This window comes from Maridesulfovibrio bastinii DSM 16055 (assembly GCF_000429985.1).
Taxonomy (GTDB): domain Bacteria; phylum Desulfobacterota; class Desulfovibrionia; order Desulfovibrionales; family Desulfovibrionaceae; genus Maridesulfovibrio; species Maridesulfovibrio bastinii.
Genome location: NZ_AUCX01000005.1, coordinates 78,831 through 94,578, shown reverse-complemented (window position 1 = coordinate 94,578; position 15,748 = coordinate 78,831). Strand labels below are relative to the sequence as shown.

The following is a 15,748-nucleotide window of genomic DNA, read 5'->3' as shown; positions in this document are numbered from 1 at the left end:
GTAAGGAGCATTTTAGATGAAAACATATACTCCCAAAACAGAGGACATCGTACACGATTGGTATGTTGTTGATGCCTCTGATATGGTACTCGGACGTCTGGCAACCAGGATTGCCAACAAACTGCGCGGAAAAGACAAACCTATTTTCGCACCCCATGTTGATACCGGAGATTTCGTTATCGTACTGAACGCTGACAAAATCAAAGTTACCGGCAACAAAATGGACCAGAAAAACTACTACAAGCACACCAACTATCCCGGTGGACTCAAGACTAGAAATCTGGCTGAAATGCTTGAAAGGAAGCCTGAACTCGTTATCGAAACCGCTGTTCGCGGCATGCTTCCCAAAAATCGTCTCGGTCGTCAGATGATCAAAAAACTGAAAGTTTATGCAGGCACTGATCATCCTCACACTGCACAGCAGCCCAAGCCACTTGAGTTTTAAATTCCGGAGCAGATATAATGAGCCAAGATTTTAATTACGGTACAGGTAAAAGAAAAACTGCCATTGCTCGTACCCGCATCTACAAAGGTAGCGGAGAAATCACCATCAACGGTAAATCTTTCGAGGAATTCTTTCCCCGTAAGACCCTGAGAATGATTGTACAGCAGCCCCTCAAACTGACCAGAACACTCGGCAAGCTCGACATTAAAGTCAACACTTGCGGTGGTGGTGTAGCCGGTCAGGCTCAGGCTGTAAGACATGGCATCTCTCGCGCACTGATCGAAATGGACCCAGAAATGCGTTCAGTTCTCAAACGCGCTGGCCTTCTTACCCGCGATGCTCGTAAGAAAGAACGTAAAAAGTACGGTCAGCCCGGCGCTCGCGCAAAGTACCAGTACTCAAAACGTTAATCGAATTTTTCGTATCCTTACGAATATTTCTGGAGGCGAAGTTGCTTATGCAACTTCGCCTTTAGGTGTTTGTATAAGTCTTTTTTATGGGACCTAATAACCGTAACAATGGGCTTTTACTTGTTTTTAGCTATATCTTTTTAATATTATTCACCGTATAGCCTAGCTTTAGTCTCCAAAAAAAGTTAATGTTATATGAAATTAGGATGGAATATAATATGGCTCGAAACACCACAGCTCTATATGACAAAATTTTTTTTGCCAGACAGCCCATATTGAAAGAGGACAGCTCTATATGGGGTTACGAGTTGTTGTTCAGAAACAGCAGTGCAGCAACTAAAGCTGATATCACAGATGATTACAAGGCAACTCTCAATGTAGCTGCCAACTCCTGCGCTATCCCCGGTCAGCCAGTTCAACCCGGAGTCAAGCTGGTTATAAATTTTTCTCATAAATCCATCCTCGAAAAAATTCCCTACGCCCTTCCATCACAAAATACAGTAGTCCAGATCTCGGAAACAATTCCCCCGACCCCGAATCTTCTTGCAGCTCTGCAGGAACTTTCAAATGATGGTTATTACATAGCTATTAATGACTATGAGGTACGCCCTCAGGGAGAAATACTCATTGACTATGCCGATGCGGTATTTGTCGATGTTCTGACAGCGAATACGGAGTCATTAAAAAGAGCGCACAAAAGTTGCGAAGGTAAAAAAGTTCAGCTCATTGCCAAAAGAGTTGAAGATTCAGAAAAATATGAATTAGCCAAAAGAGTCGGCTTTAAACTTTTTCAGGGCTACTTCTTCAAAAAACCGGAAAATATCGGCAACAGACGGCTCAATTCAAATGAAATAGCCAGACTGAAACTATATAGACTGATTGAAAATGACATGCCGGATTTTGACGATCTGGCTGAAGCTATCCAAGCTGATGTTTCACTTACATATCGGCTGCTGACATTACTGAACTCACCTATTTTCGGGTTTTCTCAAAAAATAAAATCAGTAAAGCAGGCCATAGTTCTTGCCGGTTGGAAGCTGCTCAAAAACTGGCTCAGGGTAATTATATTAACGGACCTGACCCCGCCCCAGAAATCTTCCGAACTTCCGTTAAACTCAGCCCAACGCGCAAAATTTCTGGAACTTACGGCAAGGGCCTACAACAACCGGAATATAGACCCTGAAACAATGTTTCTGCTGGGACTGTTTTCACTTCTTGAACCAATGTTCGACCTCCCCATGGCCAGTGTCATCAAATATCTCCCGTTGGATCAAGAAATACAGTCAGCACTCTGCGGAGAACGTAATATTTATACGGACTGGCTGGACATGGCCATTCTGTTTGAAACAGCGCAATGGGATGTGCTTGAACGGCATCTTGGGGAACTCGGGTTCGATCCGCTCATTGTTTCAAGATGCTATTACCTGTCCATGCGCTGGGCCAATGCCTTTTTCCATAACCCTGCCGAGGCGTCCTGAACACATCCAGAAAAGAACTTCCAGAGGTATTTATGAAGATCCTGATTGTTGGTGAGGATAAACGCATTGACGGCCTGAACTCTTTTTTAGAGGGGCAGGGACATACAGTCCTTTCTACACCGGACCGGGATAAACTGCTTTTTGTTTTCGCGCGCAACATACCTGACCTTCTCATCATGCCGGGGACCTCTGAATATGTGGAATCCCTTGATATGATCCGGGAAATCAATCAGGGAACAGAATGTATTCTGATAACGGATACTTCGAATAAAGATGAAATAGACCTTATATTCAATGTCAAAGAAGCTAATTTCATCTCATGGCCTATTGATTTAGAACTTCTGGCAACCAAGATAAGTTACTGCTCCGACCGTCTCAAAGTTAAAGCCGAGCAGGAAAACAAGCAGCTTCTCAGTGATCTCATCCTTCATGGCCTTCCATTCCCCGCTATGCTTATTTCAGATTGTGGTGAAAAACTTGTCTTAGCTAATAGAAGTGCCCGTGAACTTAATCCTGATGACTATGGAATAAGTCAAATCCCATTTTTCCATGTAATTGATAAAGATCTTGTTGCAACTCTTTTCAGTCATGAAGCATCTTATAACCAGCAGACTCTTGCCGGAGTGAAAGCTTATGGCAGATATTGGAATATTTCAGTTGAACAGGTGCTTCCGGGGATATTTCTTTTTACAGCGCAGGACATAACCCAGCAGCGCAACCAGCTGCAGTTGCGTGAAGAAATCGAAAGAATAGCACGGCATGATCTGCGTTCACCAACGGCAACTATAATAGGTTTTGGAAATGTTCTTGAATCAGAGTCCGAGTTAAGCGAAGAAAACAAAATGATTGCCTCCACTATCAGAAAGACGGCGGAACGCATGATCAGAATTATTGATACTTCACTGACTCTTATAAGACTTGAAAACGGATCTTTTACTCCGGATATGCATCCTTTCAACCTTATGAACGCTTTGACAGCCGCAGAAACCGATGTTTCACAAATTGTTATGGAGAAGTCCTTGAACATTGAGTGGTTTATGGGTAACTCTCCTCTTCCCCACGGAGTTCCACTGGTCACTTATGGCGAAGCATCAATGGTTGTGACTATGTTTTCAAATCTCATTAAAAATGCGGTCGAAGCAGCTCCGATGGGAACAACAGTAACAATCAGGATACGTGACCTGGGCAGCATAATTTCTACAGAAATCCACAACTCAGGCGAAGTTCCCAAAGAAATTAAAAATAACTTTTTTGATCGCTATGCAACAAGTGGCAAAAAATACGGCACCGGACTCGGTACGCACAGCGCCAGACTCATAGCCAGAATAATGGGTGGAGATATCAGCTTTACATCTTCAGAAGATGAAGGAACAACTCTCAAGGTAATGCTTCCCAAACCACCCCAGAAGGATCAGTAAAATAATGGCAGCCAATACTAAACCGCGCCCTTGTCTGGTTTTTGCCGATGACAAGGGTGAGATATATGATGAACCGGATCTTTTAATGCTCTGCCGCCGTGGTGACGAGCTTGCTTTACCCAGACCTGACGAATATGTACCACTCCCTCCTGAAAGCGATTTCTTCATGCTTCCCGGAAGATATGCAATAGGCCTTGACCCGGAAACAGGCGAAGTGGAAGAAGTGGAAGGAACCGCTATGGCTGCTTTCGCATGCCCCGGATATACTTTGACCGGCCATGCTGCATACGAAAACGGAGAAGATGCCCCTACCCTACCGCTGTTTGCATACGGAGCAGTAGGTTATGCCAACGGTAAATTCTGGATTACAGCAAAAAAAGTAGACGAAGACAAAAGACAGGTTTTTTCTAAAATTTCCTGTGAAAAAATAGATCAGGGCGCCAATAAGCTGATGAAAGATTTCCCGGAAAATCGGCTCATCAGACATCTTGCAGGATGCGCTCTCACTTACGGCTGCCCTGCCGCAAAAAATCTGGCTCTTGGAAGATTTGAAGCTCCCCTGCCGACATCCAGATCATGCAACGCCCGCTGCATCGGCTGCATTTCAGAACAGCCTGATGAATCTGATTTTCCTTCCACGCAGAACCGCATTCAGTTCACTCCGACAGTTAAAGAAATAACCGAAGTGATGCATGTACATGCCAAACATGAAAAAAAGCCCATATTTTCTTTCGGGCAGGGTTGTGAGGGAGAGCCGCTGACAGAAGCTGCCCTGCTGCACGATTCAATAGCCAAATATCGCAGTGATGGAGGAAAAGGGACTATCAACATCAATACTAATGGTTCAATAACAGAATCAATGAAACCGTTGGCAAAAGCCGGTCTTAGCTCCATAAGAGTGAGTTTGAATTCTCTGCGTAAAGAGGTCTACAACTCATATTACAGACCAAAAGGCTATAGCTTTGATGATGTCAGTGCCACAATTGAGCTGGCCAAAAGCCTTGGGGTACATGTTTCACTAAACTATCTTTTCTTCCCCGGAATAAGTGACACGGAATACGAGCTCGAAGCTCTGCTGGAAATTGCTAAAAAAACAAAGCTGGACTTCATCCAGCTGAGAAACCTGAATCTGGACCCTGACCTTTATATGGAGGTTATGGAGCCACATGAGTTCGGCCCGGTGATGGGATTCAACAACTTCCGCAAACGGATTAAAAAAGAATGCCCGTGGCTTAAATTTGGATATTTTAATCCATATCTCGGATAATTTTTTTAGAATTAAACTTGTTAAAGCCGACTGTACAAAATGTATGGTCGGCTTTTTATATTAACCACTGGCCCGTCAGCCTTTCAATATATATAGTGAGGCATCATGCGGTTTTTTAAAATATTTTTCATTGCAGCAATTCTGTTCCTATGGCTGCCACAGGGCTATGCGGCTTCTCCAGCAGTAGTCCAGGAGTCTCTTTTGAGCTCAAGGATAACTTCGGATGTTAAACTTCCCGAGGTTGGAATCTCAGGTCGGCTTACTTCGCAATTGAAGCAGACCGCACTAAGAGAATTTGAATTTTCCAGTACCTTTGATCCAAAACTTTTTCCAATAAAATGCCGCCGGATAACTGCAAACGGAAAAAGCTTGATCAAAAACAAAAAAATTATCATTTCCGATTTAAAAGTAAATGTTGCCGCAGCCAAATTAGCTGAAGGAATTCCAGAACTTGAAAATTCCGAAATAAAAATTGCCGGAAGCATGATCTACTATCCTGAATCAGGACGAATATCCTCACCGGAATTGAAGATAAAAATAGGTTCCCTGCCTAGATTCTCAGCCAGTTTGAATTATGATCCTTCCGGACAAGGAAGCGTCTTCTTAAAAATTCTGACACCTGAAAAAATTCTGGAAACGGCTATAGCCCTGACGGGCAAAACTGAAATCATGGACTGGTCCCATGATGGAAATCTGTCACTTTCATTTGCGATCAAAAATCTTGCCAGACCGGAGCCGCAGCTACTCATCAATACAGATAATTTTTCTATCTCTTCTCCTGACTCAAATTTTATGGCTGACGGAATTAAACTCGAGTTCAATGGAATTTTTGATCCGATCAGCAGGGTAATTATGAGTTCTCTTAAAATAGAAAAAGGAGAAGCTCTGTATAAAACACTCTACTTTGATTTAAATACACATCCTGTTGAAACTAAATCTGAATTTATAATTCCTGAACACCATGCAATGGCATTGAAGACACAGCTCTCATGGAAAAATGTTCTTAAATTATCGGCTTCCATCGAACCTGAAATCAATAAAAACAGATTTAAGGCCAGAGTTGAAATTCCTGAATCAAATATTTCCAACCTATTTGCAATTTTTGCAGTTGAACCGCTAAGTCTCGAAAATATGGACGCATCGGGAACCATGAGTTGCGATTTTGACATAACAGGTTCTCAGAATGCCACCGCAGTTGATGGTAATTTGAATATTTCAAATTGCAATTTTAACTCCGCAGATCTTTCTGCACACGGAATCAGCCTTAAGCTTCCCTTAAACATCATTCTTGATAAAAATTTTCACCCGATAGCCGACAGCAGTGTAAGCGATCCTGAGTCAGGCATATTCACCATGGAAAGACTTAAAGCCGGAACTGCATCTGTCAGTGATCTCAAAATCCCGCTTAAAGTTTCCTCCCGAAGAATAACCTTTGAAAATCCACCGCCAATAAATTTCAGCAATGGAACTCTCAGTATAGACAGTTTTCTAATCAATAATCCTTTTTCTGCGAAATTCAGCGCGATTGCAGATCTCAGAGCATCCGGAATCAGGCTGGCCCCGCTATCACCGGCGGGACTGCCATTATCAGGAGAAATAAATGGAAAACTTAAATGCTGGCTGCTCAAAGATTCTCTATCCACAACAGGCCGGTTGACCGGCAAAATTTATGACGGAGAGGTAAACATCTCAGAGATTTTTGCTAATGATCCATTCTCTGAAAGCTTACAGTACGGAGCAGATATATCTATTAAAAAAATGGATCTTGCACCGCTAAGTACAGCGTTAGATATCGGTCTCATTACCGGTAAAGTTGATGCTTCTTTAAAAAATCTAGTGGTTGCATACGGCCAGCCGGCAACTTTTGATCTCATGATAAAAAGCTCTACTGGTAAATACAAAAAGGAGATCAGTCTGAAAGCTATCAATTCTCTTTCAGTCATTGGTACAGGTTCCGGGCTTACCGGGCTTGGGGTCGGATTTTTTTCAAGTTTTTTCCAAAAATTTTCATATAAATCGTTAGGAATGAAATGTGACCTTGATAATGACCTGTTCAAAATCAGAGGCTTGATTAAAGACAACGGGGTTGAGTATATCATTAAAAGACCGATTTTTTTCGGGGTTAATGTTGTTAACAGCAACCCCGATAACCTGATCAGTTTTTCTGACATGCTTGCAAGAATCAAACGTGTCTCGGAGAGTGAAAATAAATTTTAACCTGAGGAGAATATTAATGCCTGCAAAACTTTTTAGAATAACAATTGGCATGCTGCTGCTTTCAATGGCTGCCTGCGTTACCGTGAATATCTATTTCCCGGCTGCTAAAGTGGAAAAAACAGCCCAGTCTATTGTTGATGACGTCTATGGTACACAAAAAAATAGCACCGACAAGCCACAACAAACAGAACAGGACCAGAGTTCATCCCTTGATAGATTTCTGGCCTTAATTACAGTTAGAACCGCTCAAGCAGCAGAACTTTCTGATCAGGAGTTGAAAAGTCTTAAACAGTCTAATTCAGCTATCCGTGGTTTGAAACACAGCATCATTCAAAACCATAAGCAGCTTGAGCCATACTATAGCTCAGGCAACATCGGAATATCGAATAAAGGATATCTTGTTCTCTACAGCAAAAAAGGGCTTAATATCAAAGAAATGGCAAAACTACGCAGAATAATAAAAGAAGATAATGCAAACCGCAGAAAGCTTTACGAAGAAGTAGCCGCCTCAATGAACATTCCCGGCAGCGAAATCGCCAAAGTTAAAGATATATTTACCAGAGTCTGGCAAAAAAGAGCACCAGCAGGATGGATTATCCAGGATCAGGCAGGAAACTGGCACAAAAAGTAAACCTAAAAAAATCCCCCGCAAACTTTTAAGTCTGCGGGGGATTTTTAAATTATTTCAATAAACAGATGAACTAAAAATTAATCTGAACCTGTTCATCTTCTTCATTTTCGCGACGGACCATTTCACCTATCTGCCATGCATCGATATTCATACCGGAAAGGCGGTCCATAACATCCTGAGCCTGATCCTGTTTTACAACCAGAATATAACCTATTCCGCAGTTGAAAATCTGAAGCATTTCAGGCCAGCTTAAATTGCCCTGCTCTTTAAGCCAGTTAAAGACAGGAGGCATATCCCATGAGCCAAAATTAAACTTGGCTACGAGCTGATGCGGGAGAATACGGGGGACATTATCGTAAAAGCCTCCGCCGGTGACATGAACCATTCCATTGATCTCAATCTCACGCATAATGACGCGGACGACATCAGCATAAATTTTAGTTGGTTCAAGCAGAGCTTCACCTATTTTTTTATCCGTTCCGGGAAGGATATCATCTGAAGAGAATCCTGATTCATCATATATTTTGCGGACAAGTGAATAACCGTTCGAGTGGATTCCTGATGAAGCGAGTCCAATAATACTATCTCCGATTGTGATAGAAGAACCGTCAACAATCTTCATGTTGTCGACAATACCTACACAAAAACCGGACAGGTCATATTCACCATCAGCATAGAATCCCGGCATTTCTGCGGTTTCACCGCCAAGCAAGGCACATCCGCTCTGCTTGCAGCCTTCCACAATACCGGCAAGAACCTGCTCAGCAACACCGCTTTCAAGCTTACCTGTAGCAAAGTAATCAAGAAAGAACAGTGGCTTGGCACCCTGAACAAGAATATCATTAACACTCATGGCAACCAGATCGATGCCGATGGTATTATGCTTGTTCTCAGCAAAAGCCAGTTTCAATTTAGTTCCAACACCATCAGTACCAGATACAAGGACAGGTTCTTCCATCTGGGTCAGGTCCAGTTTGAACAATCCTCCGAAACCGCCGATGTCTGTAACAACACCTTTGGTAAAGGTGGATGACACCATATTTTTAATGCGTCCAATGAAGTCATTAGCCGCTTCAATATCAACTCCGGCGGCCTTATAAGCATCGGATCGACTTGCCATAAATTTCCTCCTAACAGTCACTAAAAAGGCAGTATAAGTTTTTATGAACTTTAGTTCAAGAAAGATTCTGACTCCTGAAACTTATATCTGAAAGTTCAGGCCCGCAGCTTGCATGTTATTTTTGATATGTCTATATTTAAAAATCGGAGGACAGCCATGAACAAAGCAATTCTAAGCATATTACTTTTATTTGCCTTAAGTGTCACAGCCTCTCCGGCCGGCGCTGGAAGCAAATTTGCCAACAAGGACACCGCTAAAAATCGAAAAGACATAATTTTCGGCACAAACAGTGGACACACCGATATCTCAATTGAATCAGACAGTAAATCAAATAGAATCACTATACGCTCTAAAAAGAAGAATGAAAGCGAAAACAACCTGATGGGACCAATATTTGTTGCCCCTGAGATCAAACCATCTGTAGATTAAAAAATATGACATACAAGGCAAGACTCTGGAAAAAGCTTGATAGTGGAAAAGTGGGATGCAGACTGTGCAGCCACTTCTGCACAATGACAGTTGGTGAGCGCGGCAAATGCGGTGTGCGGCAGAATATTGACGGAGAACTGGTTACTCTCGTCTACGACAAAGTCGCGGCCATTAACATTGATCCTGTTGAAAAAAAGCCCCTTTACCATTTTCTGCCCGGGACCCGGACCTTTTCAATTGGAACTCAGGGTTGTAATTTAGGATGTGATTTCTGCCAGAATTCATCACTTTCACAGCCTCCGAGGGCGGGGAAAGCAATTTCAGGACAACCGGCAACGCCTGAAGCTATTGTAGCCAATGCTCTGGAATATGAAGCAAAGTCCATATCGTACACCTATTCAGAGCCTACAGTATTCTTTGAGCTTATGCAGGATACCGCAGAGCTTGCTCACAAGCACGGCTTAAAAAATATTCTAGTCTCAAACGGATTCCAGAGCAGTGAATGCCTGAATGAGCTGGATGGACTGATTGACGCTGCAAATATTGACATTAAGGCTTTCAACAATATTTTTTACCGCGAAATATGCAAAGCGAGGCTGGAACCAGTTCTTGAAAATGTAAAACAAATCCACAAAATGGGCTGGTGGCTCGAAATAACAACCCTCATCATACCTGATAAAAATGACGATATTGCTGAACTTGGAAAACTTGCCGGCTTCATTGCAGAAATTTCAGGCGAGGAAACTCCATGGCATATCTCAAGATTCCATCCCGATTATAATATGCAGGACACACAGCCGACTCCCATGGAAACGCTCAAAGCCGCAAGGTCCGCCGGTTATGAGGCCGGATTGAAATATATCTACATAGGAAACATTTCAAATAATGAGTATTCCGCAACATTCTGCCCGGGATGCGGGGCTGAAGTTATAAGCAGAAACGGCTTCAGCATAAGAAATAAAGGACTGAGTCATGGCAAATGTAAGGAATGCGGAATGCTGCTGGCCGGGGTATATGACTGATACAGCAATGAATTTTAGTTTTTTTTAATTTTATCCTTGCCAAGCATATCTTTTTTGAGTATTCAATCTCTCCTTGGCAACGAATCGGGGCATGGCGCAGTTTGGTAGCGCGCTTGCTTTGGGAGCAAGATGCCGGGAGTTCAAATCTCTCTGCCCCGACCACGAAATTTCAAAGGGCCTTACGTTTTTAAAACGTAAGGCCCTTTTTTGTTGTTGGATACAAAAACCTTAATCGCCTGAGCATGCTCTGGTCCAAGTTCTCCTGCATAGCCAACAAGCTCATCTTGAACAAATCTTGCAACCATCGTCTACACTCCACTATTCTCTTTCAAGTCCGGTGGGTGGTTTGATGTACTGCTCATACAGGTTCAGCGAAACCGCTACTGGAACCTTGAATGGGTCTACACCAAACAAATTTGCTGGTTGAATTTGTGGTGCTGGGTGTGGGTTACTGTGGAGATAAGTTAAGATTTTGTGTAGACAAAAGTTCGTTACGCAAATCATCTAAAAATTTATTTCTAACACAATAACTATTTGTTTTAATATTTAAATATTCATTGAAATCCATCTCTCGATGTTCTTTGTTACTGTTCTTCTCTTCCAAAAAAGAAAACAAATCACTCCCATACTCACCAACAAGATATTCAAATTCATCCACAGATATAACTTGAAATTCAAAATTATCTGGTATCACCCCTACTTCTTCTTCAAATAGATCTTTTAGATAATCTTTTATAAATGAATTTAAAAAATACCCACGATCGTAAGTAACTATCAGCCTTTGCACCTTGCATCCTTTAAACTTACCAAGTTTAGAATCACTACAGCAATTTATAGCTGTTTCAAATTGATAAAACTGTTTTACCGCCTTACCTATTGTATTCCTAAGATCTTTCTTTACTTTTTTATCATCTCCAAATTGTTTTGCACCCAAATAGAGCATTGGGTACTTCACCTCAATAACAAGCAGCTTATCCCCATCTAAGATCAGCCAGTCAGGTGAATCTTTTGTCTTATGATACCTGAATTCTGGAAGAAGTTGGCCTTCAGTACCGCATCTCTTCAACAATTCACCAATGTAATCCTGAAAAACATACCCAAATGAAGACCTAAAAGGATTGACTTTACCTTTATCTCTATACAAATCAGCTAAATCAAAAAATAGACCGTGAGTAACTCGATATAATAGTAACCCCGGGACTGGAACTAAATAAGGTTTGCTGTTAAGCTCATATGGTCTTTTTTCAGGTATAATTAAAGGATACTTCAGGAGAGGGTTAAATGAATATTTTTCATATCCAGAACGTATAGATTTGCATTCACCCCTAAACTTTGCATAATCACAAGAGACATAGTTTAAAAACAAATCCTGATTCTTATCATTAAACATAGTGCATTTTGAATCTCTATACTTAAGAACATGTCCGTTCTTTGATTTTGAATAGAACGCACAGGCCATATAAAATAAACATTCTAGATTGAAGCCAGTTAAATTTTGAATATCATCTTTGACATCTATAGTTGTCTTGTCACATTCGTCCCACAATCTTGAGTACAATAAGTATGTTCGAGGGATGAGATACTCGGATGGACGAACAAAATCCCAAGAAATCGATCCATGTCGCAATAAATAGGCAACACCATCGCCATCATCATGCAAAGGGTCTTTAAGATTCATATACATCTTTGCAGCAAACAAGAGACCTTGTTCATCAAGCTCATATCCGCGGAAATCATTGCTATGGCGTATCAAGACCATAGAAAGATAGGCTAAGATATGATCTATGCTAGCTTTTAGTGAATTTGATGATTCATAAGATTTCTTACCTATCCAGTTCAATGACTCAAAAACATTGTACTTTCTAAGATGATTCACCAAGTCTTGATATATATATTCTTCGTCATTTTCATTTGCGAGGATTAAGATTTCCTTTCCTGCAATACTAATACTCTGACTGGTATCGCCCATTGAAAACTCCTACACACCAACTTAATTTGACAATCATATTTAAAGATCAGCCAACCTCAACACCAGCTTACCCAATGTTGTCGCATGATAGTTTTTATTCGACAATTTAATGAGTTTTAGTCTTTCAAGATGTTCCTTATAACTATCTTGAAGCGCAGCAGCATCATAAACTTCGTTAGGTTGACCTAACTCACGAGAAATTGGTTTCAAAAGATCGTAATGTGTCTCATAGTAATCTTCATACTCATCTGTCCCCACATAAAGAGATAGATAACAGAGCCATATGACCTCAATGTCATTAATATCATTCAAAAGAGCTAATAAATACCTAGCTTCAAGCGCATTAATTTGCTTACAGGTCATGCCATTGATAACTATAGATGAAATATATTTAATTCTTTCTTCTGATGTACTACGTGCAACTTGAAAGGCTCCATCTTCAAATAAAGCTATATATTCTGGGTTAACTTTCCTTTCATGAAATCTTTTAGCTTCTTTCTCTTCAAGAAGTTCAATCCGATCATCAAGTCTTTTTATAAATGTCTCTATTCTATCTATCCGTTGGTTTGGAATAAAGGTCGTAACTAGCTCAGCAAAAAAACCGCCAGCGGGAACAACACTTGATGCTGCTTTAATTGCCGAGACACCTTTATCTAAAGATGTACCACCTAAACGATCTCTGTCGGACATATTATCTCCATTTCATAACATTTCCACCCATAAATATTGACACAATAACTCTAGCACTTACTTTGTCAACCAGAACACGAGAGTCAGTCCATAGACAGGCATCCAAACCTACTATCACAAAAAGAACTTCATACACCTATCAAAGAGTGGGGAGAATTTATGAACTCGTCTCGTAAAGCTATGACGAGTTGCATCAGTTTGTTAGACACTAAATCAGAACAAGCCTCTACTCTCCAAACTTTGAGACTCCTTGTATCCGACCTTATATTTATCCAAACAAAGGAGAAAACATGCACATTTCACTAACTCCTGAATTGGAAGAATAGGTAAGAATCAAAGTTCAGTCAGGACATTACAATAATGCCAACGAAGTTATCCGCGAAGCTTTAAGGTTTATGATAACCAATGAAGAGCTTGTAAACATGATGAAATTTGAATTATTTCAATTATTACAAAGAAAACCCCATGCTCTAAAACAAGACACCGAGAGTCCTAATCTCTCTGCCCAGACCACAAAATTTCAAAGGCCTTACGTTTTTAAAAACGTAAGGCCTTTTTTATTATTAATAACCTTTTAAAAGTTCAGCTCTTAGGGGGTGGTGCTATATGAGTCATGCGGGCATCACTGCACTAAAATAATACTCCAATTGCCCTAATTCCCAATAGTTGATTACTAGTCCCAGATCCCTTCACAAAACCAGCAGATTTTAACAAAAGTTTCAAAATTTATACCGCCTTATCAATTTCTCAGAATGAACTTCATCTTGTAGCTAATACTTTGATCATTTCTGCATCCATCGCAGAAAGTTTTAACAAAATATTAGACATTATTGTTTCCAATTTCTTTTCATGATAATTTTAATAATCTAGGCTTGAAATGCGGAGGTAAAAATGGGTCTAAGAATAAAGTTTTTAATAGCATTTACGCTTATGGCGCTGGTGGTCTTATCTATGTTTATAAGCACCTTCTTTATTACCAATGATCAAAAGACTGATGGTCTGGTAGTCAACCTTGCTGGAAGGCAAAGAATGCTCTCCCAAAAAATGTCAAAAGAAACTCTTGCATTTATGCTTGAATTTCAAAAAACAAAAAAAATCAACCCAACAGCAAGGCAACAAGTTGAGTCTACACGAAATCTTTTTGATAACACTCTGAAAGCGTTAATTCTGGGAGGGCCAGCTCCTATAACTTTTAAACCGGATGGAAAAACCCGTAACCTTCCCCCCTCTTCAAGTCCTGCAAAAGACCAGCTGGAAAAAGTAAATTCAATGTGGGAAAAATTTAAAAAATCCCTAAATAATGTTCTACAGCATGAAGATGTGCAATCTCTTTCATACATTATGAGCAATAATGTGCCATTGCTAAAAGAGATGAACAAAGCAGTGCTCATGCTCCAGAAGCAAAGTGAGGCAAAAACATCTCTTATCGTGTACATTCAGGCGGCAGGGATAATATTATTCATACCTATTTCGATTATGCTCTATCTGGTTATAAGCCTGCAGGTATTGATCCCATTAAACCAGATAAGTAGATATGCATCCAGAATCAAAGCCGGAGAGCTCGATGCTGAGACCTATGACAATTGCGTAGGGGAGCTTCTGACTCTTAATAATTCTGTTGTTAGTATGGTTAGTTCTTTACGTGAAAGCCTTACCACTGCGAACAAAAAAGAACAGGAAGCTATGCTTGCAGTTCAAGAAGCCCGTGAATCTCTCAAAGCTATGAAAGAAGCTGAAGCCAATGAGCAGGAGATCAAGGACATGCTCGAAAAAATAAACAATATGGTCCATAAGGCGACCAGTGTTTCGCATAACGTGAGTAAAGAAACTGAACAGTTGGCTACATTGGTAATGCAGGTAAACGATGGAGCAAGAGTACAGCTCAGCAGAATAGAAAGAACATCAGCAGCAATGGGGGAAATGAATTCTACAGTGGTAGCTGTTTCGCAAAATGCAGGTGATGCCTCCTCATGTTCCGGTAGTGCGCGTAAAAAGGCCATTGAAGGAGAATCCGTACTTGAAAAATCTATTGAATCAATTTCTTCGCTTAATCGTCTGAGCAGCAGATTAAATACTGATATGAATAATCTGGGAACAAAAGCAGAATCAATTAACCAGATCATCAGCGTCATCAACGACATTGCAGACCAGACTAATCTGCTTGCATTAAATGCGGCAATTGAGGCCGCGAGAGCTGGTGAAGCCGGTAGAGGATTTGCTGTCGTAGCAGACGAAGTCCGTAAGCTGGCAGAAAAAACCATGACCGCTACCCATGAGGTGGAACAAAGCATTGAAGAAATTCAAAACTCTGTTCAGGATAACATGGCAAACATGAATAAAGCTTCAGAAGAAGCTCAGGATGCCAGCAGACTTGCTGAAGAATCCGGTGGAGTTCTAAACCAGATTGTAGAACTTGTTAATCAAAGCTCAACGCAGATTGAGGAGATCACCAAAGCATCAGAAGAACAGTCACGCACTTTTGAGGAAATTAATCTTGCCATTGTTGAGATAAATGAAATTGCTGAAAAAAACGTACGAAGTATGGATGAAGCCAACAACTTTATTCAAAACCTGTCACAGGAAGCCGTTGCTCTGGATGAACTGATCAGTAAGATAAAATAAACAGCTGAATGCAGAGGCACTATGACCATG

The 15,748-nt window shown here is 40.9% G+C and carries 15 protein-coding genes and 1 tRNA gene; 12 read left to right on the top strand and 4 right to left on the bottom strand.

The window, feature by feature from the left end; genetic code table 11:
• Positions 1 to 16 precede the first annotated feature (16 nt).
• From rplM to G496_RS0100375, 7 genes are all read left to right on the top strand, one after another.
• On the top strand, positions 17 to 445 hold the full coding sequence (gene rplM, locus G496_RS0100405) for a 50S ribosomal protein L13 (protein WP_027177527.1): 429 nt from the start codon (positions 17 to 19) through the stop codon (positions 443 to 445).
• A gap of 17 nt (positions 446 to 462) precedes the next feature.
• On the top strand, positions 463 to 855 hold the full coding sequence (rpsI, locus tag G496_RS0100400; protein ID WP_027177526.1) for a 30S ribosomal protein S9: 393 nt from the start codon (positions 463 to 465) through the stop codon (positions 853 to 855).
• Positions 856 to 1,073: 218 nt separating this feature from the next.
• Positions 1,074 to 2,333, top strand: a complete 1,260-nt coding sequence (locus G496_RS0100395; RefSeq protein WP_027177525.1) for an EAL and HDOD domain-containing protein — start codon at positions 1,074 to 1,076, stop codon at positions 2,331 to 2,333.
• A gap of 32 nt (positions 2,334 to 2,365) precedes the next feature.
• Entirely contained in the window at positions 2,366 to 3,751 is a 1,386-nt protein-coding gene (locus G496_RS0100390; protein WP_034631868.1) for a hybrid sensor histidine kinase/response regulator, read from the top strand.
• A gap of 4 nt (positions 3,752 to 3,755) precedes the next feature.
• Positions 3,756 to 5,018, top strand: coding sequence for a radical SAM family protein (locus G496_RS0100385; RefSeq protein ID WP_027177523.1), 1,263 nt, complete (start codon positions 3,756 to 3,758; stop codon positions 5,016 to 5,018).
• A gap of 105 nt (positions 5,019 to 5,123) precedes the next feature.
• Positions 5,124 to 7,235, top strand: coding sequence for an AsmA family protein (locus G496_RS0100380; RefSeq protein ID WP_156900561.1), 2,112 nt, complete (start codon positions 5,124 to 5,126; stop codon positions 7,233 to 7,235).
• A 16-nt stretch (positions 7,236 to 7,251) separates the two neighbouring features.
• Entirely contained in the window at positions 7,252 to 7,866 is a 615-nt protein-coding gene (locus G496_RS0100375) for a DUF1318 domain-containing protein (protein ID WP_027177521.1), read from the top strand.
• Between the two features lie 70 nt (positions 7,867 to 7,936).
• Here the strand turns inward: G496_RS0100375 and purM are convergent, their stop codons facing one another.
• Positions 7,937 to 8,986 carry a phosphoribosylformylglycinamidine cyclo-ligase gene (gene purM, locus G496_RS0100370; protein ID WP_027177520.1) on the bottom strand — a complete coding sequence of 350 codons (1,050 nt, stop codon included), beginning with the start codon at positions 8,984 to 8,986 and terminating at the stop codon, positions 7,937 to 7,939.
• Between the two features lie 156 nt (positions 8,987 to 9,142).
• Between purM and G496_RS0100365 the strand changes: the two genes are divergently transcribed.
• From G496_RS0100365 to G496_RS0100355, 3 genes are all read left to right on the top strand, one after another.
• Positions 9,143 to 9,415: a hypothetical protein gene (locus G496_RS0100365; RefSeq protein ID WP_027177519.1), complete on the top strand. Its 273-nt coding sequence runs from the start codon at positions 9,143 to 9,145 to the stop codon at positions 9,413 to 9,415.
• 5 nt (positions 9,416 to 9,420) lie between these two features.
• Positions 9,421 to 10,437: an AmmeMemoRadiSam system radical SAM enzyme gene (gene amrS, locus G496_RS0100360; RefSeq protein ID WP_027177518.1), complete on the top strand. Its 1,017-nt coding sequence runs from the start codon at positions 9,421 to 9,423 to the stop codon at positions 10,435 to 10,437.
• Positions 10,438 to 10,522: 85 nt separating this feature from the next.
• A tRNA-Pro gene (locus G496_RS0100355) sits at positions 10,523 to 10,599 on the top strand.
• Positions 10,600 to 10,616: 17 nt separating this feature from the next.
• Here the strand turns inward: G496_RS0100355 and G496_RS21545 are convergent.
• The 3 genes from G496_RS21545 to G496_RS18365 form a co-directional block, all read right to left on the bottom strand.
• On the bottom strand, positions 10,617 to 10,742 hold the full coding sequence (locus tag G496_RS21545) for a hypothetical protein (protein WP_281171236.1): 126 nt from the start codon (positions 10,740 to 10,742) through the stop codon (positions 10,617 to 10,619).
• A 143-nt stretch (positions 10,743 to 10,885) separates the two neighbouring features.
• Positions 10,886 to 12,406: a hypothetical protein gene (locus G496_RS0100345; RefSeq protein WP_027177517.1), complete on the bottom strand. Its 1,521-nt coding sequence runs from the start codon at positions 12,404 to 12,406 to the stop codon at positions 10,886 to 10,888.
• A 39-nt stretch (positions 12,407 to 12,445) separates the two neighbouring features.
• A complete protein-coding gene (locus G496_RS18365) occupies positions 12,446 to 13,096 on the bottom strand; it encodes a hypothetical protein (RefSeq protein WP_051294729.1) in 651 nt (216 codons plus the stop codon).
• 332 nt (positions 13,097 to 13,428) lie between these two features.
• Here G496_RS18365 and G496_RS21015 point away from each other — a divergent pair, with 332 nt between their 5' ends.
• Entirely contained in the window at positions 13,429 to 13,674 is a 246-nt protein-coding gene (locus tag G496_RS21015) for a type II toxin-antitoxin system ParD family antitoxin (protein WP_281171241.1), read from the top strand.
• 313 nt (positions 13,675 to 13,987) lie between these two features.
• Positions 13,988 to 15,718 (top strand): methyl-accepting chemotaxis protein, encoded by a 1,731-nt coding sequence (locus G496_RS18360; RefSeq protein ID WP_051294728.1) that lies wholly within the window; start codon positions 13,988 to 13,990, stop codon positions 15,716 to 15,718.
• Positions 15,719 to 15,748 lie beyond the last annotated feature (30 nt).

Bases quoted from the DNA above. Each gene is read 5' to 3' on its own strand.
- G496_RS18365 (WP_051294729.1), bottom strand. From the start codon at position 13,096: ATGTCCGACAGAGATCGTTTAGGTGGTACATCTTTAGATAAAGGTGTC.
- G496_RS0100385 (WP_027177523.1), top strand. From the start codon at position 3,756: ATGGCAGCCAATACTAAACCGCGCCCTTGTCTGGTTTTTGCCGATGAC.
- rpsI (WP_027177526.1), top strand. From the start codon at position 463: ATGAGCCAAGATTTTAATTACGGTACAGGTAAAAGAAAAACTGCCATT.
- G496_RS0100395 (WP_027177525.1), top strand. From the start codon at position 1,074: ATGGCTCGAAACACCACAGCTCTATATGACAAAATTTTTTTTGCCAGA.
- G496_RS0100365 (WP_027177519.1), top strand. From the start codon at position 9,143: ATGAACAAAGCAATTCTAAGCATATTACTTTTATTTGCCTTAAGTGTC.
- rplM (WP_027177527.1), top strand. From the start codon at position 17: ATGAAAACATATACTCCCAAAACAGAGGACATCGTACACGATTGGTAT.
- G496_RS0100390 (WP_034631868.1), top strand. From the start codon at position 2,366: ATGAAGATCCTGATTGTTGGTGAGGATAAACGCATTGACGGCCTGAAC.
- G496_RS0100375 (WP_027177521.1), top strand. From the start codon at position 7,252: ATGCCTGCAAAACTTTTTAGAATAACAATTGGCATGCTGCTGCTTTCA.
- G496_RS21545 (WP_281171236.1), bottom strand. From the start codon at position 10,742: ATGGTTGCAAGATTTGTTCAAGATGAGCTTGTTGGCTATGCAGGAGAA.
- purM (WP_027177520.1), bottom strand. From the start codon at position 8,986: ATGGCAAGTCGATCCGATGCTTATAAGGCCGCCGGAGTTGATATTGAA.
- G496_RS0100345 (WP_027177517.1), bottom strand. From the start codon at position 12,406: ATGGGCGATACCAGTCAGAGTATTAGTATTGCAGGAAAGGAAATCTTA.
- G496_RS18360 (WP_051294728.1), top strand. From the start codon at position 13,988: ATGGGTCTAAGAATAAAGTTTTTAATAGCATTTACGCTTATGGCGCTG.
- amrS (WP_027177518.1), top strand. From the start codon at position 9,421: ATGACATACAAGGCAAGACTCTGGAAAAAGCTTGATAGTGGAAAAGTG.
- G496_RS0100380 (WP_156900561.1), top strand. From the start codon at position 5,124: ATGCGGTTTTTTAAAATATTTTTCATTGCAGCAATTCTGTTCCTATGG.